26 protein-coding genes are annotated in these 18,804 nt (G+C 63.5%); 11 read left to right on the top strand and 15 right to left on the bottom strand.

Annotated features, from left to right (window positions below; translation table 11 throughout):
* Positions 1-53: 53 nt before the first annotated feature.
* Positions 54-875: a rhomboid family intramembrane serine protease gene (locus ACRQ5Q_RS17155; RefSeq protein ID WP_439368940.1), complete on the bottom strand. Its 822-nt coding sequence runs from the start codon at positions 873-875 to the stop codon at positions 54-56.
* A gap of 452 nt (positions 876-1,327) precedes the next feature.
* Here ACRQ5Q_RS17155 and ACRQ5Q_RS17150 point away from each other — a divergent pair, with 452 nt between their 5' ends.
* Complete coding sequence (locus ACRQ5Q_RS17150; protein ID WP_439368942.1) at positions 1,328-1,882, top strand: PAS domain-containing protein; 555 nt, start codon at positions 1,328-1,330, stop codon at positions 1,880-1,882.
* A gap of 178 nt (positions 1,883-2,060) precedes the next feature.
* Complete coding sequence (locus tag ACRQ5Q_RS17145; RefSeq protein WP_439375636.1) at positions 2,061-2,879, top strand: Crp/Fnr family transcriptional regulator; 819 nt, start codon at positions 2,061-2,063, stop codon at positions 2,877-2,879.
* Between the two features lie 277 nt (positions 2,880-3,156).
* On the opposite strand, the gene ACRQ5Q_RS17140 is transcribed toward ACRQ5Q_RS17145, so the two are convergent.
* Positions 3,157-3,642: a phasin gene (locus tag ACRQ5Q_RS17140; protein ID WP_439368944.1), complete on the bottom strand. Its 486-nt coding sequence runs from the start codon at positions 3,640-3,642 to the stop codon at positions 3,157-3,159.
* 429 nt (positions 3,643-4,071) lie between these two features.
* Positions 4,072-4,458, bottom strand: coding sequence for a COG4315 family predicted lipoprotein (locus tag ACRQ5Q_RS17135; protein ID WP_439399130.1), 387 nt, complete (start codon positions 4,456-4,458; stop codon positions 4,072-4,074).
* A 145-nt stretch (positions 4,459-4,603) separates the two neighbouring features.
* Between ACRQ5Q_RS17135 and ACRQ5Q_RS17130 the strand changes: the two genes are divergently transcribed.
* Both ACRQ5Q_RS17130 and ACRQ5Q_RS17125 read left to right on the top strand, forming a co-directional pair.
* Positions 4,604-5,110, top strand: coding sequence for a GNAT family N-acetyltransferase (locus tag ACRQ5Q_RS17130; RefSeq protein WP_439399128.1), 507 nt, complete (start codon positions 4,604-4,606; stop codon positions 5,108-5,110).
* Positions 5,111-5,232: 122 nt separating this feature from the next.
* Complete coding sequence (locus ACRQ5Q_RS17125; RefSeq protein WP_439399126.1) at positions 5,233-5,526, top strand: hypothetical protein; 294 nt, start codon at positions 5,233-5,235, stop codon at positions 5,524-5,526.
* A gap of 77 nt (positions 5,527-5,603) precedes the next feature.
* Here ACRQ5Q_RS17125 and ACRQ5Q_RS17120 read toward each other — a convergent pair whose 3' ends face one another.
* A complete protein-coding gene (locus ACRQ5Q_RS17120; protein WP_439399125.1) occupies positions 5,604-7,529 on the bottom strand; it encodes a DEAD/DEAH box helicase in 1,926 nt (641 codons plus the stop codon).
* 391 nt (positions 7,530-7,920) lie between these two features.
* Here ACRQ5Q_RS17120 and ACRQ5Q_RS17115 point away from each other — a divergent pair, with 391 nt between their 5' ends.
* Positions 7,921-8,412: a hypothetical protein gene (locus tag ACRQ5Q_RS17115; protein WP_439399123.1), complete on the top strand. Its 492-nt coding sequence runs from the start codon at positions 7,921-7,923 to the stop codon at positions 8,410-8,412.
* Here ACRQ5Q_RS17115 and ACRQ5Q_RS17110 read toward each other — a convergent pair.
* The 3 genes from ACRQ5Q_RS17110 to ACRQ5Q_RS17100 all read right to left on the bottom strand — a co-directional run bounded on the left by ACRQ5Q_RS17110 (position 8,409) and on the right by ACRQ5Q_RS17100 (position 10,748).
* On the bottom strand, positions 8,409-8,921 hold the full coding sequence (locus ACRQ5Q_RS17110; protein WP_439399122.1) for a hypothetical protein: 513 nt from the start codon (positions 8,919-8,921) through the stop codon (positions 8,409-8,411). The two genes, ACRQ5Q_RS17115 and ACRQ5Q_RS17110, sit on opposite strands and share 4 nt — an antisense overlap.
* A gap of 104 nt (positions 8,922-9,025) precedes the next feature.
* Positions 9,026-9,448 (bottom strand): VOC family protein, encoded by a 423-nt coding sequence (locus ACRQ5Q_RS17105; protein WP_439368954.1) that lies wholly within the window; start codon positions 9,446-9,448, stop codon positions 9,026-9,028.
* Between the two features lie 148 nt (positions 9,449-9,596).
* Positions 9,597-10,748, bottom strand: a complete 1,152-nt coding sequence (locus ACRQ5Q_RS17100) for a zinc-binding dehydrogenase (RefSeq protein WP_439368956.1) — start codon at positions 10,746-10,748, stop codon at positions 9,597-9,599.
* Positions 10,749-11,054: 306 nt separating this feature from the next.
* On the opposite strand from ACRQ5Q_RS17100, the gene ACRQ5Q_RS17095 reads away from it, so the two are divergent.
* The 6 genes from ACRQ5Q_RS17095 to ACRQ5Q_RS17070 all read left to right on the top strand — a co-directional run bounded on the left by ACRQ5Q_RS17095 (position 11,055) and on the right by ACRQ5Q_RS17070 (position 15,902).
* The gene (locus tag ACRQ5Q_RS17095; protein WP_439375637.1) at positions 11,055-12,245 is read left to right on the top strand and encodes an MFS transporter; all 1,191 of its coding nucleotides are present in this window, start codon (positions 11,055-11,057) and stop codon (positions 12,243-12,245) included.
* Between the two features lie 130 nt (positions 12,246-12,375).
* Entirely contained in the window at positions 12,376-12,987 is a 612-nt protein-coding gene (locus tag ACRQ5Q_RS17090; RefSeq protein ID WP_439368957.1) for a PilZ domain-containing protein, read from the top strand.
* A gap of 330 nt (positions 12,988-13,317) precedes the next feature.
* Positions 13,318-13,944, top strand: a complete 627-nt coding sequence (locus tag ACRQ5Q_RS17085) for a transglutaminase-like cysteine peptidase (protein ID WP_439368959.1) — start codon at positions 13,318-13,320, stop codon at positions 13,942-13,944.
* Positions 13,945-14,370: 426 nt separating this feature from the next.
* Positions 14,371-14,742 carry a helix-turn-helix domain-containing protein gene (locus ACRQ5Q_RS17080; protein WP_439399120.1) on the top strand — a complete coding sequence of 124 codons (372 nt, stop codon included), beginning with the start codon at positions 14,371-14,373 and terminating at the stop codon, positions 14,740-14,742.
* 182 nt (positions 14,743-14,924) lie between these two features.
* Complete coding sequence (locus tag ACRQ5Q_RS17075) at positions 14,925-15,458, top strand: hypothetical protein (RefSeq protein WP_439399118.1); 534 nt, start codon at positions 14,925-14,927, stop codon at positions 15,456-15,458.
* A 153-nt stretch (positions 15,459-15,611) separates the two neighbouring features.
* Positions 15,612-15,902, top strand: coding sequence for a DUF2285 domain-containing protein (locus tag ACRQ5Q_RS17070; RefSeq protein ID WP_439399117.1), 291 nt, complete (start codon positions 15,612-15,614; stop codon positions 15,900-15,902).
* Between the two features lie 39 nt (positions 15,903-15,941).
* Here the strand turns inward: ACRQ5Q_RS17070 and ACRQ5Q_RS17065 are convergent, their stop codons facing one another.
* From ACRQ5Q_RS17065 to ACRQ5Q_RS17030, 8 genes are all read right to left on the bottom strand, one after another.
* On the bottom strand, positions 15,942-16,220 hold the full coding sequence (locus ACRQ5Q_RS17065) for a hypothetical protein (protein WP_439399115.1): 279 nt from the start codon (positions 16,218-16,220) through the stop codon (positions 15,942-15,944).
* 204 nt (positions 16,221-16,424) lie between these two features.
* Positions 16,425-16,724, bottom strand: coding sequence for a hypothetical protein (locus ACRQ5Q_RS17060; protein ID WP_439399113.1), 300 nt, complete (start codon positions 16,722-16,724; stop codon positions 16,425-16,427).
* Positions 16,721-17,032, bottom strand: a complete 312-nt coding sequence (locus ACRQ5Q_RS17055; protein ID WP_439399111.1) for a hypothetical protein — start codon at positions 17,030-17,032, stop codon at positions 16,721-16,723. The genes ACRQ5Q_RS17060 and ACRQ5Q_RS17055 overlap by 4 nt, the downstream gene beginning before the upstream one ends.
* Positions 17,029-17,271: a hypothetical protein gene (locus ACRQ5Q_RS17050; protein WP_439399110.1), complete on the bottom strand. Its 243-nt coding sequence runs from the start codon at positions 17,269-17,271 to the stop codon at positions 17,029-17,031. Before ACRQ5Q_RS17050 ends, ACRQ5Q_RS17055 begins: the two co-directional genes overlap by 4 nt.
* Positions 17,272-17,280: 9 nt before the next feature.
* Positions 17,281-17,559 (bottom strand): hypothetical protein, encoded by a 279-nt coding sequence (locus ACRQ5Q_RS17045; RefSeq protein ID WP_439399108.1) that lies wholly within the window; start codon positions 17,557-17,559, stop codon positions 17,281-17,283.
* A 14-nt stretch (positions 17,560-17,573) separates the two neighbouring features.
* Entirely contained in the window at positions 17,574-17,876 is a 303-nt protein-coding gene (locus ACRQ5Q_RS17040; RefSeq protein ID WP_439399106.1) for a hypothetical protein, read from the bottom strand.
* Between the two features lie 29 nt (positions 17,877-17,905).
* Complete coding sequence (locus ACRQ5Q_RS17035; RefSeq protein WP_439399105.1) at positions 17,906-18,349, bottom strand: hypothetical protein; 444 nt, start codon at positions 18,347-18,349, stop codon at positions 17,906-17,908.
* On the bottom strand, positions 18,349-18,765 hold the full coding sequence (locus ACRQ5Q_RS17030) for a hypothetical protein (protein ID WP_439399103.1): 417 nt from the start codon (positions 18,763-18,765) through the stop codon (positions 18,349-18,351). The genes ACRQ5Q_RS17035 and ACRQ5Q_RS17030 overlap by 1 nt, the downstream gene beginning before the upstream one ends.
* Positions 18,766-18,804: the final 39 nt, after the last annotated feature.

Here is an 18,804-nt window from a genome sequence, read left to right as displayed (position 1 = left end):
AACATTCTTCACGCGAATGATGGATGAATTCGGGCCGGGCCGCAAGCACAGCTTCAAATGCGGTCCGAAACGTCCTGCGATGACGCATCCGCAGCATCGCTTCGCACGCGCGGCACGGGATCGAACAGCGCGAACAGCAACAGGCCGGCGAAGAACCCGCCGATATGTGCCTGCCAGGCAACGCTCGTGGTTTCCGCATCGATGCCGATTGCGCCGACGCCGAAGATGATGTTGACGCCGAACCACACTGCGAGGAAGCCGACCACCCGCCCGTCGCGCAGCGCACGCGACAGCGGCAGCGCGGGAACCTTTGCGGCGGTATCGGCGTCCGAACGGCTGAAGGACAGGAAGCTGCCACGGGCGAAGGCAAAGCGGATCGCGGCTGCCATCGCGCCCGACACCGAGGCCGAGGCGCCGATCATCGGCGCCACCGCATGCTCGTGGGTGAGGAGATGGGCGAGCGCGCCGGCCGCTGCCGTCACCGCCATGAAGACGAAGAACCTGATCGCGCCGAAGCGCCGCGCCAGCGCGCTGCCGAACGGCAGCAGCCACAGCACGTTGAAGCCGAGATGGGTCAGGTTGGCATGCAGCAGCGAATAGGTGACGAAGCTCCAGATCTTGGCGCCGGCGCCGCCGGGGATCTGCAGGTTGAGCAGCGAGGAATCGTAACGCTTCGGGATGAAGCCGAAGACGTCGATGGTCCAGTTCTCGAACTCCGGCGGCAGCAGCACCCGCAGATGGATCAGCGCCAGCACCGCGATATAGGCGGTCAGCGCCACCGGCAGCGTCAGGATCGGCTCGCGCGGAGCCTCCTCATGGACGGCCGGGCCCGGTTGAGAACCTTGCGGCGTCGAATCTTGCGGCGGGGAATCCAAGGCAGCTTCGCTTTCAGGCGCGATCGGAGCGACAGGCTTGGAGATAGTCGCCTTTGCCGGCCTTGCGCAAGTGCACAAAGGGAAAAGGCAGGGCCTTGGGAAAGCCCTGCCTGTCCGTGTCGGCCTTCCGACGCCTGAGGGAATGAAGTTGTATCCCCACCCCTCCCCGGCCCGTGGCCAAACTGTTTGACGCCCTGTGTACAGGCCGCGCCGAGAACCTGGAGAAAAGCGGCGAGGCTTGCGACCGCGGTCACCATAGCAGGGCCGCGCGAGGCGCAAAGCGCGTAGTTAATTTAACGTTAACGACGCAAAGACCAGGTTAACAGCCGTGAAAACGCCCCTGCGGCATGGACGCTGCAAATCCCCTCCTGCACAACAACAGAAGGGATCGCGGGTGCACTGAAGCGGGACAGATCTGTCCCGCGAGGTTGCGCCCCGGGTTAGCGTCAGCCATGAAACATCCGTCGAGCCGCGCATTTTTCGCGTATTGGGACACGAAGCGCGGTACTGCACGGGCCCCTGACCGGGCCGACATCGATCCGGCCGCGGTTCGCGGCCTGCTCGGCGATATCTTCGTGCTCTCCTGCGAGCCCAATCTCGGCTTCCCCTTCCGCGTTGCCGGTACCCGCGTCTGTGCGCTGGCCGGGATCGACCTCAAGGACCAGAGCTTTGCGGCGCTGTTCACGCCAGCAAGCCGCAGCGAGATCGAGGACATCACGACCATCGTCTCCGACGAGACGCTTGGTGCGATCGCCGGCGTCACCGCCACGCGCGAGGATGGCAGCAAGGCGCATCTCGAGCTCCTGCTGCTGCCCTTCAACGCGCGCCCGCATACGCCAGTGAGCGTCACTGGCGTGCTCGCGCCTTTCGACGAGGAATGCGGTGCGCTTTCAGCCTTCACCCTCACCTCCTGGCGCTACCTGCACCAGCCGGAGAAGCTGCTGCCGCGCGCGATCCGCAAGCTGCAGATCGCACGCGGGCTGATGGTGTATGAGGGGCTGCGCTAGCAGCGGCGCTCGCGTCAGGCGCGCAAGACTTGCAAGTGGCTGGCCCGATCTTCAAGGGTTTGAACGCGATGAGGCACACTCGCGTGCCAGCTTGCCAATGCGTCAGAGGAACCTTAGTTTTTAAGTCGAGTTTATTTCGTTTGCCATGGCAAGCGGCAGCGCAGCGCGATCAGTGAAGATGCGTCTGCCGGGCGTCCGTCCAGGGACCATTCCCGTGATGGAGCACGTGACCAGAGTTGGAAATCGGTTGTTAGCTGCGTTGCCGCCAGCCGATTTCGCGTTGCTTGCTCCTCATCTGCGAAAAGTGGAGCTCCAGCACGACGCAGTCCTGGTTCGGTCAGGCGACAAGATCGACCATCTCTCCTTTCCCTGCAGCGGCGCGATCGCTCTCATCATGGAGTTGCCGAACGGACAGACCGCCGCAACTGCCGTGATCGGCAACGACGGGGCGGTCGGAATCATGACGGCGCTCGGCCCGATCCGATCACCCATGACTGCGGTCGTCCGCGTGGCCGGGACGGCGCTGCAGATCTCGCCCGCACGATTTCACCATGCGCTCGAGCGAAGTCCGGCCATTGCAAGTTCGGTTCAGCTTCTCACCCGGACACTGCTGACGCAATTCCAGCACGTCGCAGCGTGCAATGCTCTGCATTCGGTCGAGGCGCGCCTCGCCCGCTGGCTGCTGCACATCCACGACCGGACGGATGGTGGTGACATCCTGCCCCTGACACAGGAGACGCTGTCGGAATTGCTCGGCGTCCGCCGCACCACGGTCACGCACGTGGTGAGCGCTTTGCGCTCATCCCGGGCAATCAAGTCCAACCGGCGCGGCCAGCTGGAGATCGACAGGCACCGCCTCGAGATCATCGCCTGTGAGTGCTACAAGGTGATGAGCCGCAGGATCGATCGGATCGTTTCGCAGGATGCGCCAAGGGTCCTTCAGGCCGCGCCGGCGCGGATTGGCTGCCTCCCCCCGTTCGCCAAGACCGACTCGTAGACCCACGCCTCTCTGGCAAACCATTCGTGCGTCGCGGCGCACATCCTGCAATAGGTGCGCGAAAAAAACACCGCGCTGCACCGAAACCTCTCGCCATCCATCTCGATGCCCGTCGGAATGGCGTTGCCCGTTTCCGGGCACTTGATCATGACCATACCCATCGTGATTTCCTCCACTTGGAATCACCTCAACAGTGAGGGAGGCCGCAATCGGCTGGACGGCTTCTCTTCTTGCGGAGACGCTCGCCCAGCCGATCCGCGCGGCCAACCGCTTCGATTCAAGCAGCGCTACGCAAAACCCGGTTGAGGCTCTGCTTGATCGGCTCGGCCGTTTCCGTCGCGACCTTCTGGGCGAGGTCCCAGAGTTCGCGGTTCTGAGCCGAAGTTGCTTCCAAGGTCTTGCGACCGTGGGCGGTGGAGAGGTTGACGAGATCGGCAAACGACCTCGCATCGGCAAGCTGAGAAATGAAATCCAGCGTGGAGGTGGTATTGGTGTGGGAAATTTCGGCGAGCTTGATGCCGTAGTCGGCGGCACGCTTGGCATTGGTCGAATAGGCATCGCAGAGAGCTGCCGTGACTTCCTCCGAAGTCGCCCTCACCTTCGCAAAATTTGCCTGGGCCCGTGTGGCGCCCTGCTCGGCGAAACTGCCGAACATCGTCTGCATGTTGAAGAACGGTACGTCGAACTGGAACTTTGCGCTTCCGTTGGCCCCCACCTTTTCCGGGGCTGCATTCGTCTCGACTTTCACATTGGCATCACTCACGGGCTTTCATCCTTTCAAGCGAAACTAGATCACGGATTGAAGACTCCCCGAGGCGTCGCGGTGCATGCCGCACCAGGACACCAATAGCTACTTTTCAACATAGTGGGATTGTTGCTGCGGATAACCGCCCCGTCCCCCTTGCAAGGCCAACTATGACCGAAGAATGTGCCCGGTTCGGTTCGCTTTCAGACTCTCAGCGCGAATTTGTTCAATTGACGCGGCGCAGCGGCGCAGATTGCGTTTCTGCATCATTGAAGTTGCTGCGGTCGCATGCGCCAACTTGAGATGAGCGCACCAATGCGCTGCGGCGAAGCAAGTGATCGCGCGGGCGACATGATCCTTCTTGCCGGATTTGCGTCAAATCCCGCTCCGCTCCGGCCCGATGCGCCCGCCTCCGCAAGACGGCGCACCGGGTCTGTGCGCCAACCGTCAGGGCATCGCCAGATGCCAGGCACCGTTCAAGAAGCCATCGCCGGTGATGTCGCCGGGCTTCTGGTCCCTGGCGAATGTGTACAGCGGCTTGCCCTTGTAGGCCCATTGCCGCGAGCCGTCGTCGCGCGTGATGATGGTGTAGCCGTCGCCGGGGGCGTCGCTCGCCTCGGCCTTCAGCACCGGCCAGTTCGTCGCACACGGCCCGTTGCAGGCCGACTTGCCGTCCGCATCCTTGTCGAAGGTATAGAGCGTCATGCCCTTCGCGTCGGTGAGCACATTGCCCTTGTCGGTCTTGCCGGTCTTGGTCGGCGGCGCGGCGAAGGCAGCGGGAACGATCGCGAGCGAGACGGCGAGCGTGAGTGCGAGTCGGATCGAAGACGTCATGGTATCTCCTGTCATGCAATTGGCTTGCATGGGTAGGACGCCGCGCGAGGTGCCGTATTCCTGCGCGAGCGGCAACGATATTTTTCGCTGCGCACACGAGCGCGGCGGAATAAACTGGAATGGGTGAGACGAAACGGCGACGGACATGAGCAAGCCGCATTGGCGTCCCGCGCGCGCCTCCGACCTTTCCGCGATCAGCGCGATCGCGGCGCGCATCCATCCCAACCTTCCGGAACGACCCGAGGTGTTCGCGGAAAAGATGCGGCTCTATCCCGATGGCTGCCGCACGCTCATTGCGGACGACGAGACCGTTGGTTATGGCCTCGCGCATCCCTGGAAGCAGCACCGGATTCCGCCGCTTGATGTCTTCCTCGAACTCATCCCAGACGATGCCGATTGCATCTATGTGCACGACGTCGCCGTGCTGCCCGATTTCCGCGGCGGCGCGTCGCGGGCTTACGTTGCCGATATCGAGACACTGGCTCGTGCGTCGGGCATCGCGGCGCTCGCGCTGGTCTCGGTCTACGCCACGCGGCCGCTGTGGGAGCGGTTCGGCTTTCGGCCGGTAGCAGCGGATGCGCAATTGCGCGCAAAGCTCGCATCCTACGGCGACGGTGCGACCTACATGCTCCGCGACCTCGCCGCGACGTAACGCCCAGGCCCATCCGGGCTCACGCGGGCGTGAAGCAGCGCCTCGAACCGCTTTGGGCCAAGTCCCGTCGAAGAACCGTGCGGACCGTTCCGGTCTCGCCGAACCGAGACTGGAGAACGTCCATGAAACTCACACTGTCCGAAGTTGCCTTGATTGCGTTCGCCGCGACGGCTGCGTTCAGCGCGACCAGCGCCAACGCGGCGCAGTATCGCACCTATGGCTGCGAGTTCGCCTTCTTCGAGGGCTGTGCCGGCCCGATCGATGTGCCGAACCAGGGCGGCGGGCGCCGCGTCGCTCGCCTCACCCATGATGTCTCACCGATCTACATGAAGCAGACCGATCCTCGCTACAATACGTCGCTGCGGGAGGCCGGTGGAGGCGGAGGTGGTGGTGGCGGCGGTGGCGGGGGCCGCTGAGCTCACACCGGGCTTTTCGGGTGATGCCGCCGATCCAATCCGACGGCATCATTGCTGTTTGCCTCGCCTGGCGCCGCTCAGCCGCGACGCTTCTTCTTTGATTTCTTTCCGGGCGCGCCCTTGACCGGCCACGGCGTGACCGAGGGCTCTGCGCGGCCGGGCTTGTTCTTGTGCCGCTTTTTCTGTCCGAAAGACGATGCATCGTCGAGTTTCGGCTTGCGTTCGCCGTCCCGCGGGTTGAATCCCGTGTCGCGCGGCCTATCGTCGCGACGTTCACGATGAGTGCCGTCGCCTCTCTCGTGCCGGGGTGCATATGACGGCTCCTCCGAAGGGGCGTGCCTTTGCGGTGCCTCCGCCATCGGCTCGATGCGGATGCTGTCCTCCTTGTCCGGACGCTTGATCTTCGCGGCAAAGGACTCAGCGACCCGCTCGGAAATCTCGAACTCGGTGGTGGTGTCCATGATCTTGATGGCGCCAATGTCGCGCTTGTCGATGCCGCCGCGGCGGCAGATCATCGGGAGCAGCCAGCGCGCCTCCGCATTCTTGCGCCGTCCGATCGCGGCGCGGAACCAGACGCTGCCCTCTGCCATGGCGTGCTTCGAGGACGCTTTTCCGGATTTTGATCGCGGCTTGGCGGGACGATCGTCGCCACCTTCAAACCTCTCGCGATCGTGACGCGGCCGGCCGGCCCGTTCGCCGGCATCGATGATGTCCTCGGGCGACGGCAACCGCGCACGATAAAGCCGCGCCAGCGCGGCGGCGATGTCCTCGGCCGACCTCTCGGCGAGCAGCGCCTGCGCCAGGGTCAGATCGTCGGGAGTCGTCTCGTCGGTGAACAGCACGTCCTTCATGCGCTCGTGATCGAGCTTGCGGATTTCGTCTGGCTGAGGCGCCGTGCCCCACTCGGCGTCGATGCCCGAGAGGTTCAGCAACAGTTCCGCACGCCGCCGCCGCGCGGGCGGCACCAGCAGGACGCTCGTCCCCTTCCGGCCCGCGCGCCCGGTGCGACCCGAGCGATGCTGCATCACTTCCGCATCATTGGGCAGGTCCGCATGGATGACCAGGTCGAGGCTCGGCAGATCGATGCCGCGGGCGGCAACGTCGGTCGCGACGCAGACGCGGGCGCGACCGTCGCGCAGCGACTGCAGCGCCAGGGTCCGCTCGTTCTGCGTCAGTTCGCCCGACAGGGCGACCACGGCAAAGCCGCGCTCCAGCAGCGCTGCCTGCAAATGCCTGACGGCGTCGCGCGTGCTGCAGAACACCAGCGCGCTCGGCGCTTCGTAGAAGCGCAAAACGTTGACGACGGCATGCTCGACATCGGCGGGCGCGATGCGGATCGCGCGATACTCGATGTCGGCATGACCGCCCTCGTCGCCGGCGACCTCGATCCGGAAGGCGTCGCGCTGATACTGCTTCGCCAGCGCGACGATGCCGCGTGGAAACGTCGCCGAGAACAGCAGGGTGCGGCGCGTCTTCGGCGTGGTCTCGAGGATGAATTCCATGTCTTCCCGAAAGCCGAGATTGAGCATCTCGTCGGCCTCGTCGAGCACCACGGCGGCGAGTTCGGATATGTCGAGCCGGCCACGCCGCAGATGATCGCACAGCCGCCCGGGCGTGCCGACGACGATGTGCGCGCCGGCAGCGAGCTCGCGCTGCTCGCGCCGCGGATCCATGCCGCCGACACAGGAGACGACGCGCCCGCCTGCATGCCCATACAGCCAGGCCAGCTCGCGCTGGACCTGAAGCGCGAGCTCGCGGGTCGGCGCGACGATCAGCGCGAGCGGCGCACCAGCCTGCCCGAACTGCTCGGCATCATCGAGCAGATTTTTGGCAATCGCCAGTCCATAGGCGACAGTCTTGCCGGAGCCGGTCTGGGCCGAGACCAGAAGGTCGCGGCCGGTGGCTTCGTGGGCGAGCACCGCGAGCTGGACCGGCGTCAGTGAATCATAGTTCCGCTCGGCCAAAGCTCGGGCGAGCGGCGGGGTCAGGGCCGGAAGAGACACGGGATGAAGAACCTTGGTTGATTCAGGCGCGCAAAAGGTGATCTGGCGGACCTGAGCTGGCATGCGCGGCAATGGGCCTGGCCGCACGCTGGCGATTTGATTGGGGGCTCTTTACGCCATGTGTTCTGAAATCACCATGCCTGTGATGCATGGCTTTCCGGAGAGAACCGCGCCTGAAGGTTGCGTGGATTTTTGTGACCACCTGAATTAACCTCGGATGCAACCGGGTTCTGACGCCGGGTCCCGGGACCCGAGGGAGGCTGGATTCCGTTGCCATATACTCCGTCATTGCGAGCGCAGCGAAGCAATCCGGAGTCCCGCCGCGGAAAGATTTTGGATTGCTTCGCTGCGCTCGCAATGACGACGTTGAGACACTGTCGGGAATGACCGCGTGACGTCCTCCGTCGAACGCACCTGCGGCGACTGCACGCTCTGCTGCAAGTTGATGGCCATCGAGGCGCTGGCCAAGCCAGCGAACGCCTGGTGCCAGCATTGCAAACCCCGCCACGGCTGCGCGGTCTACGCCGCGCGACCCGCTGAATGCGCGGATTTCACTTGCCTGTGGCTGGTCAACGATCTCCTCGACGAACGATGGAAGCCAAACCGGTCGAAGCTCGTCCTGACCACCTCGGAGGACGGCATCGAGGTTCGGTGCGACCCGGGCGCTCTCAACGCCTGGCGCAGGGAGCCCTACGCCAGCGACATCCGCGCCTGGGCGGCTGAAGGCGAGCGCAACGGCATGACGGTGGTCGTCATCGCCGGTCAGCGCCTGATCCTCGTCACGCCGGATCGCGAGTTCGATCTCGGGATCGTAGGACAGGACGAGCGGATCGTGCGAGAGATCGAAGGCACCAAGGTCGTGGGCGCGAGGGTGGTGAACTAATCCCTGGAGGCGGCCAGCTTGCTGAAGCTGCCGACCAGCCGGGCTTTCGCGCGCACAACAGTGTCCTTGGCCGCGCGGGCCAGGGCCCGGATGGCACGCCAGGCCTCGGTCGCCTGCAGCCACGCCTTCGCCGCGGCGTATTTTCCGTACGCCCAGGCAAAAGCGGGAATTCGCATCAGCTTGTCGCGCGTGAGATGAAACAGGCGCTCGACCAGCACGAGCTTGAGCAATTCGCCGACGATGAATGTCGCCGCACCGCTCACGAACTGACCCGTCGCAGCGAAGTAGGCTGCCAAGGGCTTGATCGGCTCCAGAATGATGACGGGTACTGAAAACAGGGCGAGCGAGGGATACGGCGGCAGCGATTTGATCCAGGCGCGCAATCGCCTGAATTCGAAATGCCGCCCGATCCAGCGGGCGATCGGCCTTGCCACGGCCATGAAGACCGCATCCACCAGGAAGTAGATCGCAGCCAGGATGTAAGTGACGGGTTTCAGGATTCGCTTCACGATACCTCTCCCGCGAAATGAAAGCCGGAACTTGGGCCTAAGTTTCACCTGGGCGTGAATAGTTCGGGGATATCCGATGGAACTTTTTGGGCGTCGGCTCCCGGTCAGATCTCCGCATAGACCTCCAGAAGGTTGCCGTCTGGGTCGCGAAAGAACAGCGTGCGATGCCCGAAGGACTGGTCCGTCGGCGGCGAGAGCAGCGCCACGCCCTGCCGCGCGAGCTCGTCGGCGCATTGATCGACCTCGGCTGCGGAGACCCTGAAGGCCAGTTGCAGCGAGGCGCTACCCGCCGGGGTCGGCGGATCGGACGCGGTCCGGCTCGGTCTTGCCAGCGCCAGCGTATTGGGCCCCAAGGTGTACTCGATCCAGTTCGGCGAGAGCTCGCGCGAGAGCGGAAAGGCGAGGATGTCTTCGTAGAAGCGGCGCATCGCGGCCATGTCGCGGACGAAGACGACGGTGTAGTCGATCGCGCCAATGGCGTGGAAGGGAGAGCGGCGGTGTGGGCCGGCAGTCTGCTCGTTTGTCATTTCATCGCTCAATCCAAACTCAAAGGCGTAGCCCGCATGAGCGAACCGACATGCGGGAAATCATCCACAAGCTCCCTGGATCTCGCTCCCGCCTTCGCTCGTGGAGCTACGGCGGACAAGTCGCTTCATCCGGGCTACAGCCTTTACTTCACTCCACCAATTCCGGCCAGGGCACGATGGTAGACTTCACCGTCTTCATTGTCATCGCATCCTTCACCGCCTGCGCGACACCCTCTTCCGTGAACGGATAGATCGTCTGCATCTTCAGCCACGGATATTTGTCACGCGCGCGGTAGAGCATGTCGACGCCGAGCGGCAGATCGTTGCCGGTGAAGCCCCAGGATCCCAGCACGTTGAGATCCTTGGTGCAGATGCGATGCCATGACGTGTCGATCGAGCCGGCGTCGGTGAACTGGCCCATCTCGACATAGGTGCCGCCGTCGCGCAGCATCTCGATGCCTTCGGGGCCGGCGGTGGGATGGCCCGAGCAGTCCATCACGAGGTCGGCGCCGAATCCGCCGACGATGTCGCGCACACGATCGATGCGCTCCCGAGGTGATTTCAGCTCCTCGATGTTGACCGTCGCCTCCGCGCCGAACTCGCGCGCGAGCTTGAGCCGCGGCTCCTCCGGGGCGCCGACGCAGATGACGCGCCCTGCCCCCATCTCCTTTGCGGCGGCGACCGCGAGAATGCCGATCGGACCCGAGCCCTGTATCACCACGGTGTCACCCCAGGAAAAACCGCCGGCGCGCGTAGCGCGGTTGAAGGCCCGGATGCAGGAGGTCAGCGGCTCGGACAGCGCGCCGAGGCGCAGCGACATGTCGTCGGGCAGCTTGTAGATCTTGGTGCCCGGCAGCATCTCGAGATCGACATAGACATATTCGGCCCAGCCGCCCCACATGTGCGGCGCCTTGTCGAAGCCGAGATAGCGGCCGTAATAGACCGGCGTCAGGCACTTGTTCGCGGTCTGCGGATAATGGATGCAGTAATAGCAGCGACCGCACGGCATCAACGGGGGGATCATCACCTTCGAGCCGACGGTCAGCGGCTTGCTCATGAAGTCTTCGGTGAATTCCTCGCCGCATTCGACGATGACACCGCCGAGCTCGTGGCCGAGCGTGAACGGCCAGGGCAGCGGCTTCGGCCAGTGTCCTTTCAGGATGTGCAGGTCGGTGCCACAGACCCCGCAGGCGCCGACCTTGATCAGCGCCGCCTTGCGGCCGACCTTCGGCCAGGGCACGGTGCGGATGACGGGTTCGCTTCCCGGCCCGGCGTGGGTGCAGACGCGGATTTGCTCCATGGTGTGTCCTCGCTGCCCGTCTGTTATGATTGATGATGCGGGCTGAGGCGAAGCGTATGTGAGATGCGCGGTCGTGCCAAGATGCAGTACCCGCATGAGCGAAGCGACAGGCGGGTAGATGTGTTTCCGGATATCGCTTCGCTCATCCGGGCTACAGCAGCAACGCTGCATAGCCGCTGTTCGAGCCCACTTAAGTGTCTTGAGCCTCCACCTGCGACCGTGTACGGACGGTTGAAATTCCGCCCAGGTGCCCGCTTGAATCCCCTTCCGAAAAATCCCGTGGCCGCGTCCGGATCGTTCGCGGCGATGAAGTCCGTGCCGTACCGGCTCCAGTTCATCGCCTATGTGCTGGCGATGATGGCCGACAATATCGAGCATGTGATCAGCTATTGGGTGGTGTTCCAGAAATTCCATTCGCCGACGCTGGGAGGGTTTGCCGTGCTGTCGCACTGGCTGCCGTTCCTGCTGTTCTCGGTCGCCGTCGGCGGCCTCGCCGACCGGTTCGATCCGCGCCGGATCATCCAGTGCGGCATGCTGCTGTTCATTGTCGCTTCGGCCGGATGGGGCTTCTTCTTCCTGACCGACACGATCCAGATGTGGCACGCGATGCTGCTGCTGGTGATCCATGGCTGCGCAGGCGTGTTGTGGCAGACGCCGAACCAGCTGCTGCTCTACGACCTCGTCGGTCCCGCCGACCTGCCGAGCGCAGTGCGGCTGAACGCGATGGCGCGCTATCTCGGCATCCTGGTTGGGCCCGCGGTCGGCGGAATCATCATGCTGACGCTCGGCCCCTCGCACGGCATCATCTTCAACACGCTGTTCTATCTGCCGATGCTGCTCTGGCTGTTCTGGGCGCCGGCGCGGGACAAGAGCCTGGCGGCGCGACGCTTCGCGGTGCGCGGCCTTGCCGACATCATGCTCACGATCCGTGCCATCGGCACGCAGCCGGTGCTGACGGCGATGACATGCCTCGCCGGCCTCACCTCGTTCATGATCGGCAATGCCTATCACGCCCAGATGCCGGGCTTTGCCGGCGATCTCGGCCATGGCGATCCCGGCGTTTCCTACAGCGTGCTGCTCGCAGCCGATGCTGCCGGCGCGCTGCTCGCCGGCATCGCGCTGGAGTCCTGGGGACGCCTCAAGGGTACGCCGCGCACCGCGATCACCCTCGCGATGCTCTGGAGCGTGGCGCTGCTCGGCTTTGCCGCGGTGCGGATCTATCCCGTCGCGATCATGCTGCTGTTCTTCGCGGGCTTCTTCGAGCTGTCTTTCAACACCATGGCGCAGGCCCTGGTTCAGCTCAACGCGCCGCACGACATCCGCGGGCGTGTCGTCGGCCTTTATAATATGGCCGGGCTCGGGATGCGGGCCTTCAGCGGCATCACCGTCGGTGTGTTCGGCGCGGCGATCGGCATCCACTGGTCGCTCGGGCTGTCGGCCGCCGTGCTGTTGACGCTGCTGCTCCTGCTGTATCGGCGGGGGACATCGACGGCTTGACCGGTCCGCTCGGGAGGTGGCTTTTCGATCGTCTGTCGGTAAAAGGCGCGCCCGATCCTAACGCGGCATTAACCCTGTGCACCTTAGGGTCGTGCCGGACTCCGCCCGGGCGGGGGGTCGGGTGTTGAAAATGGCGTTGGCGAACAAAAAATTTCTTCCGGCCGCCGAGGAACGTCGGCGTTTCCAGCGGGTGAAAGTGCACCTGCTCGGCCGTTACATGCTGCCCGACCGCCGGGAATTCCCCTGCCAGGTCATCAACATGTCGCCGGGCGGCCTTGCCCTGCTCGCCCCCGGCATCGGCAATGTGGGCGACCGCGTGGTCGCCTATCTCGACCATATCGGCCGCGTCGAGGGCAAGATCACCCGGATCATCGACAATGGCTTTGCCATGACGATCGGGGCGACGCCCCGGAAACGCGACAAGCTCGCGGCACAGCTGACCTGGCTCGCAAACCGCGACATCCTCAACCTGCCGGAGGACCGCCGCCACGACCGTATCGTGCCGCGCAACCCGATCGCGGTGCTGACGCTCGAGGACGGCACCAAGATGACCTGCCGCATCATCGACCTGTCGCTGTCGGGCGCAGCCATTGCCGCGGAGAACCGCCCGCCGCTGAAGTCGACGATTTACCTCGGCCGGGTCCAGGGCCGCGTGGTCCGAAACCTCGAGGACGGCTTCGCGCTGGAGTTCATGCACGAGCAGCCGGCCGAGACACTCGAAGAGAGCGTTACCGCGCGGTAAAGCGCAACTGCGTCAAAACCACCGGTTTTCCAGCCCTGAAGGCGGCCTCCCTGACACGGATGCCGCCTTTTTCATGCGTTGGCGGCGTCACCAAGCCGGTTAACGCTAAGCGCCCGTGCGCGTGCAAAGGGCGGTTCCGCCAGCGTTTCCGCGTTAATCGATAAAGTTTGAATCAATTGCAGTAATATCGAATTTTACGTGAATTCTATTCAAGTATAGATCGAATTCGCCGCGCATTTTACTTGTATTCGTCTCGACTTGACTTGGTCGACTTAGCGGCAGCTCAAAAGCTCCGTGCCAAATGTGGCCCAACAAGAAACGGGGGCCGCAATGTTTGATTTCAGGGGACAGGGGAAGGGACTGGCGATCGCCGCCATGCTCTTCGGGATCAGCGCGACGGTGCAGGCCGGCGAAGGCCGACTGCTCTACGCGAGCCTCGGCGACACCACGCGTGCGCCGATCGGCTGGGTCGAATTCTGTGCGGACAATGCCGCGCAGTGCCAGGGCGGGCCGACGCAGCCGCGCGACATCGTGATGTCGCAGACGGCGTGGCGGGACCTCGTCAAGGTCAATCGCTGGGTCAACGAGACCGTCAAGCCTTTGACCGACCAGGAGCACTGGGGCGTGATCGAGAAGTGGTCGCTGCCATCGGACGGTTACGGCGACTGTGAAGACTATGTGCTGTTGAAGCGCAAGATGCTGATGGATGCCGGCTGGCCCCGCGAGGCCCTGCTCATCACGGTGGTGCGCGACAAGAAGGGCGAAGGCCACGCGGTGCTGACGGTGAAGACCGACAAGGGCGAGTTCGTTCTCGACAATCAGAACGAGAACGTCGTTGCCTGGACGGAGACCGGCTACCGCTTCGTCAAGCGCCAGTCGCAGAGCGATCCCAACGTCTGGGTCTCGCTGGGCGATACCAAGCCGGCGGTCTCCACCGCCAGCGCGAAAGATCAGTAGAGACAAACGAACGAGTTACGCGACCCGGTCACATCCCCACCCCTCCCCGTCCCTGACCGGTTCGCGCGCGGCCAGGCTTCCCCCAAAGCCTGGCCGCAACTTTGTCGGCCCAGCGAAAACTGCGAAATTCCTTTGGAATCAAAGCAGTCTAGCCGGGCTGGCGAAGACTTTTCGAAACGTCTCGACACGAACATTTCCCAAACACCACCTGGCAACACGGGGAAAATCGGGGGAATTTGTTCACGCCGCGTTCCGGTGCCGCCAAGGCCGGAGTGGCAAGGCCTGCGACGACTTCCACTCGCAAATCACCGATCCAACTCCGCGTGCGCGCTCTGTTCTCTACTCGTACCAATCGGTAGCATTTCCGGCGCAGATCGGCACATTCTTGCAGCTTTTACGCCCGGGTAGCGGCAGGGAGGCCCTGACATGCCGCAGCTGCCTAAGCGGTACTATCTTGCAAGCTTGTGGTTGGAACTCACCCGCGGATTGCACAAAACCCTCGCGCCGGACCTGCAATCCAGATTCGGTGCCCGGACCGGCATTCTTCTGATCGACACCGCCGTCTTTGTCGCCACGCTTGAGGGGCGCCCGATGACGGCGACCAGGCTGTCCGCCTCTATCGGGATCCCGCGCCCAACGGTCGACCGACACCTGCGCATCCTCTGCCGCAACGGCACAATCGAAAGAGCGGGCCAGGTCTATGTCACCTCGGCCAAGCAGCTCGATCGTCTCACCCGGCAGAACTATCGAACGCTCACTGCACTGGTCCGAACTACCAGCGAGATTCTGTCGCGCTAGATTTTCGCGCTTTTTATTCAATCCGCGGTTGTTAACGTTGAAGCGCCTGCGGCGTCCATTTTGGACGCCGGCGCGCCCTTGCGCTGGCAAGCACCACGTGTGCGTGCTTTCTTCTCCACATACACGAGAACAAAAATGACATTGAAAACCGGAGGAAAGATCGAGGATGGGGATTTCAAGAAATGCCACACGATCAAGATCCGCGCAGCTATCTCGGAACCGAAGCCAGAATCATCGCTGAGGATGATACCCACACAGTTTTCGCTCTGCGCGCAGAGAATGCCTTCCTCAGGCGCAATCCGCCGTTGATCGCCGCGCTCGCTGACGTCGTGGCACCCACTGCATCGGCATCCGCCGCGGCAGCGGCGGCGGTTGCGATCGAGCAACTGATCAGCTTCGTCGACGAGCTCGACGGCGACGCCGACCTCGAGGAGAGCGGCGATCTGGAAGACGCCGGCGATGCCGAGCCCTCGCTAGGCGCCAGCAACGACGTCATTCAAGCCGGTTGGGCGCGAGGACCGCGCGATGATCGCGAGGACGAGCACGACGGCCGCGAACCTGACGTCGACGACGAGCTCTCCGGCGACGAGGAAGAGCCCTCGCTCGGCAGCTTCGATCGCCTGATGAACCAGGACCACGGCTGGCGCCAGACCCAGGGGCGCAACTGGGCCGCCCATCAAAACACCGACCTAGAGGCCGAGCCGCACGGCACGTGAGACCGAAAACGAAAAGGCCCGGCGTCAGGGGGACATCCGAGCCGGGCCAGTCGAGGGAGGTTTGACACGAGAGGGGCTTTGAGGCCCTCACTCTTGCTTGCGGCGCAAAGAGAGGCGATGATCCCGTAGTGCAACCATCGCGAGAATTCCTAAATGCCTCGGATCAATAATCCCAACGTCGCTGACCTCGCCCCATCAGGACCAGATCTCACGGACTATGATGAGGAGCACGCCGTTATGTATTGCCGCATCCTGGATGCTAACGCTGAAGGCGCCGACTGGCGCGAGGTGGCTAGTATCGTGCTGAAGATTGATCCTGAGCGTGAATATGATCGCGCCCGACGCGCCTTCGACAGTCATTTGGCGCGCGCCCGTTGGGTATCAAAGTTCGGATACAAACAACTGCTTCAACGGGGCTGGCGTACCGACGAACCGAGCAGTTGACAAGACTGAAGCCCGGCGCGGGGCGCCACCATCTCTTTGTTAATGCTGCGTCTCACGGGCGCCGCGCATGTACTTCAGAATGTATTCCGCGATGCCGACCTCGCTCATCTCACGGATCGTCGCCCAAGCCATATCGATCATGATGAGCTTGTCGTCCATCACCACGCCGAATTTGACAGTGTCGCGGTTGCGCGCCGCAGCGATCTTGCCACCACGATCGTCGAGCGGGTTCTCTCCGCGCTCGACCGCCTTAACGATCCTCGCGATATTGTCTGCCTGCGCCTTGAGGACGCGAAGTGGAGATTGCGAGGTCGTCACGACGGCTTACTCCGCTGACGCCTTCGCAAGACGGCGGCTTGGGCTCGCTCAAGATGGCTTGTCGCGACGACCAGCGTCAGCCCAGCGGACGCCATCCCCATTCGCTCTCTGAATCGCCGCTGTTCTAGATTGAAGCGGTTCAGCTCGTCCGGCTGATCGAAGCAGTCTTCGCACACATACAACCATCACATTCGGGGCGTCGGTTCACGTTCCCACCTTCGGCCCTTCGGTGCCGTCCATCTCGTACCAGGTGAATTCGCCGTCCGCCCCGACTGGGAAATGGCCGCGGCAAGTTGAACAGAATGTGCCGGTATAGAATTCGGGATCGCGCGCATACGTCGCCGCTATATCGCGGCTCATTGTCGTGATCGCGCCGCACTTCTGATGCCGATATGCGTCGCGGAAGGGACGAACGAAACCTTTTGCACGCTCGGTTTCCGAAAGAACGACATAGCCCTTTTGCTGGCCGGTTGCGGGATTGATCTCACGGTGGTCATCCGTCACAGGGCCGCCGCCAGACAATTGGCGAGCGCTCCGATCAACAGGGGGGCCGCAGCATCTCGCTTTGCGTCTTCGAGACGCTTCGTGGCTGCAATGACCTTCTTGGCTGCGTCATTGACAATCTTATCGGCGCTGCCGCGCTCGGCTACAGCCGCGTCATATTCGGCTTGAGCTTTTGCAAGATGGTTCATCGTGGTCATATCTCCTTTGCGGATAATGGAGTAGCCAAGCTCGGCGAGCTCGGCCCGCAGCTGTTCAACGCGCGCTGTCTTTTGCGCCTCACTCCGATCAATGATCGGATCGTCCGTCACGTCGGGCGATCTCCGATCAGCCAGGCCTCGACATGCGGCGTGATGTCGGATGCCTCCGGCTTGCTCTCGCCGGGGCGCCACAGCAGCTTTCCGTCACGATCACCGGCGTCCCAATCCCTTGCGATCTCGTCCGCGATATCGTCCGCGTCGAGACCACAGAAGATTCCGGAGACAAGGAAGGCGCCGCGCTCGCGCGCTGCGTCGAGATAACTGAACACGCGCCTACGGATAGACGTCACGTCATGCTCCTACTTGCAGAACCGCTTCGCCAGCATGATCGCCATGCGGCTGTGGCCGCGATCGCGGGCGAGTTTTTCGGCTGCCAGGCGATCGCCGCCGGCCTCGAGCAGCAGGTTGCGGGCGCCGGCGCAAAACGCCGGCAGATCCGCGCAGCGAAAGCCCTCCGCCATCGCGACGTAGCGGGCCCAGCCGAAGCAGGCATAGGCGTCGATATCCGCCGCCCGCGCGGGCGGCACCAGCGCGCCGGCGAGCACCAGCGCCGCGGCAAGCACAGTCTTCAGCAGCATGATGGTGTTTGCTTTCAGGTCTTGCGGGTGACGATGTAGCCGTCGCCGTGGCGGAGCTCGCGAATGTCCTGCTCGGCCGCGGTGATGCGGGTATCGAGCACCTTCATCTCGCCCCGGACATTGGCGAGGTCGATCAGGACGTCGCCGAGACGCTTTATCTCGGCCTGCATGGTATCGATGCGGGCATTGAGGGCGGTTGCCCCAGTTTTGAGCGCCCGCACGTCGGTTTTCAGGGTCATCAGCACCATCACCCCTCCCCCAACGATCGAGCCGATTTCGATGATGTTGCCGATCGTGATCGTGAAATCGATGGCCATGCCGCTTCCCATTTCCAAGGCTGCCTTCCCTACTTCGCGAACCGCGACGACACGATCTTGACGCACTTCTCGATGGTGCGGCCGCCGAACCACATTACGATGATCTTGCCGAACGCGTCCGCAATCAGCGGATCGCGGATCGAGGGTGTCGAGCCGAGACCGAGCACGATGTCGAACACCACGACCTTGGCGATGAAGATGGCGAGCGACCATTGCACGATCGCGCGCGGCGCCGCCGTCCACCAGCGGCCGTCATCAGCGCGATTTTGCTGATTGGCGAGCTCGGCCTCGCGAGCATCGAGCGCGAGCGAGCGGCCGGCAAGATCCGCGAGCAGCTTGTCCTGCTCGGTGCCGGAAGACAGCTTCGCCTTGTAGCCGTCGACGGCGCCCTGGATCAGTGGGCCGGTAAGCGCGCTCTTGACGGCATCGCCGATCCACCCCCCAGGGCCGCCGAGCCAGGACATGACACCCATCAGCGCGGGGCCTTTTCCAAAGCCACGACCGCCGGCACACCGGCCTCGTCCTTCTGCACGATCACCTGCGGCGGGTTGTCGGTGATCTTGCGCAAGTAATCGAACAGCCAGGCAAGCGCGAGACCGATGAACGGCCATGCCATGGGCGGGACTTTGGCAGTGATCGGCGTCCAGTCCTGCCCCGCGATATAAGGCAGCAGCCCATCATGGAGCGCTACCAGCAGACTGGCGATGCCGACCGAGCGCGCGGCGAGCTTGGTGCGAAAGCCGGTAAGCTTGGCCTGCACCTTGTCCCACCAGGCGGCCTCGGCCTTGAAGGCCGGCGAGAGCAGCGGCTGGGTTTTCAGGATCGGCCGGATGATGAGAACGTAAACGAGCACAAGCGCAAGCACGAGCAGCGACAACAGCCACAGCATGGGAGGTCTCCGGGTTTGTGTGAGGAAAGGCGACGCGCG

The sequence above is a fragment of the Bradyrhizobium sp. PMVTL-01 genome (assembly GCF_051861855.1).
Classification (GTDB): Bacteria; Pseudomonadota; Alphaproteobacteria; order Rhizobiales; family Xanthobacteraceae; genus Bradyrhizobium.
This window is presented reverse-complemented; position numbering and strand designations above follow the sequence as displayed.

Excerpts from the sequence above, each read along its gene's own strand:
- ACRQ5Q_RS17030 (WP_439399103.1), bottom strand. The coding sequence starts at position 18,765 with ATGCTGTGGCTGTTGTCGCTGCTCGTGCTTGCGCTTGTGCTCGTTTAC.
- ACRQ5Q_RS17135 (WP_439399130.1), bottom strand. The coding sequence starts at position 4,458 with ATGACGTCTTCGATCCGACTCGCACTCACGCTCGCCGTCTCGCTCGCG.
- ACRQ5Q_RS17125 (WP_439399126.1), top strand. The coding sequence starts at position 5,233 with ATGAAACTCACACTGTCCGAAGTTGCCTTGATTGCGTTCGCCGCGACG.
- ACRQ5Q_RS17075 (WP_439399118.1), top strand. The coding sequence starts at position 14,925 with ATGCCACACGATCAAGATCCGCGCAGCTATCTCGGAACCGAAGCCAGA.
- ACRQ5Q_RS17070 (WP_439399117.1), top strand. The coding sequence starts at position 15,612 with ATGCCTCGGATCAATAATCCCAACGTCGCTGACCTCGCCCCATCAGGA.
- ACRQ5Q_RS17095 (WP_439375637.1), top strand. The coding sequence starts at position 11,055 with ATGAAGTCCGTGCCGTACCGGCTCCAGTTCATCGCCTATGTGCTGGCG.
- ACRQ5Q_RS17145 (WP_439375636.1), top strand. The coding sequence starts at position 2,061 with ATGCGTCTGCCGGGCGTCCGTCCAGGGACCATTCCCGTGATGGAGCAC.
- ACRQ5Q_RS17150 (WP_439368942.1), top strand. The coding sequence starts at position 1,328 with ATGAAACATCCGTCGAGCCGCGCATTTTTCGCGTATTGGGACACGAAG.
- ACRQ5Q_RS17045 (WP_439399108.1), bottom strand. The coding sequence starts at position 17,559 with ATGCTGCTGAAGACTGTGCTTGCCGCGGCGCTGGTGCTCGCCGGCGCG.
- ACRQ5Q_RS17040 (WP_439399106.1), bottom strand. The coding sequence starts at position 17,876 with ATGGCCATCGATTTCACGATCACGATCGGCAACATCATCGAAATCGGC.
- ACRQ5Q_RS17105 (WP_439368954.1), bottom strand. The coding sequence starts at position 9,448 with ATGACAAACGAGCAGACTGCCGGCCCACACCGCCGCTCTCCCTTCCAC.
- ACRQ5Q_RS17080 (WP_439399120.1), top strand. The coding sequence starts at position 14,371 with ATGCCGCAGCTGCCTAAGCGGTACTATCTTGCAAGCTTGTGGTTGGAA.
- ACRQ5Q_RS17130 (WP_439399128.1), top strand. The coding sequence starts at position 4,604 with ATGAGCAAGCCGCATTGGCGTCCCGCGCGCGCCTCCGACCTTTCCGCG.
- ACRQ5Q_RS17100 (WP_439368956.1), bottom strand. The coding sequence starts at position 10,748 with ATGGAGCAAATCCGCGTCTGCACCCACGCCGGGCCGGGAAGCGAACCC.
- ACRQ5Q_RS17035 (WP_439399105.1), bottom strand. The coding sequence starts at position 18,349 with ATGGGTGTCATGTCCTGGCTCGGCGGCCCTGGGGGGTGGATCGGCGAT.
- ACRQ5Q_RS17085 (WP_439368959.1), top strand. The coding sequence starts at position 13,318 with ATGTTTGATTTCAGGGGACAGGGGAAGGGACTGGCGATCGCCGCCATG.
- ACRQ5Q_RS17090 (WP_439368957.1), top strand. The coding sequence starts at position 12,376 with ATGGCGTTGGCGAACAAAAAATTTCTTCCGGCCGCCGAGGAACGTCGG.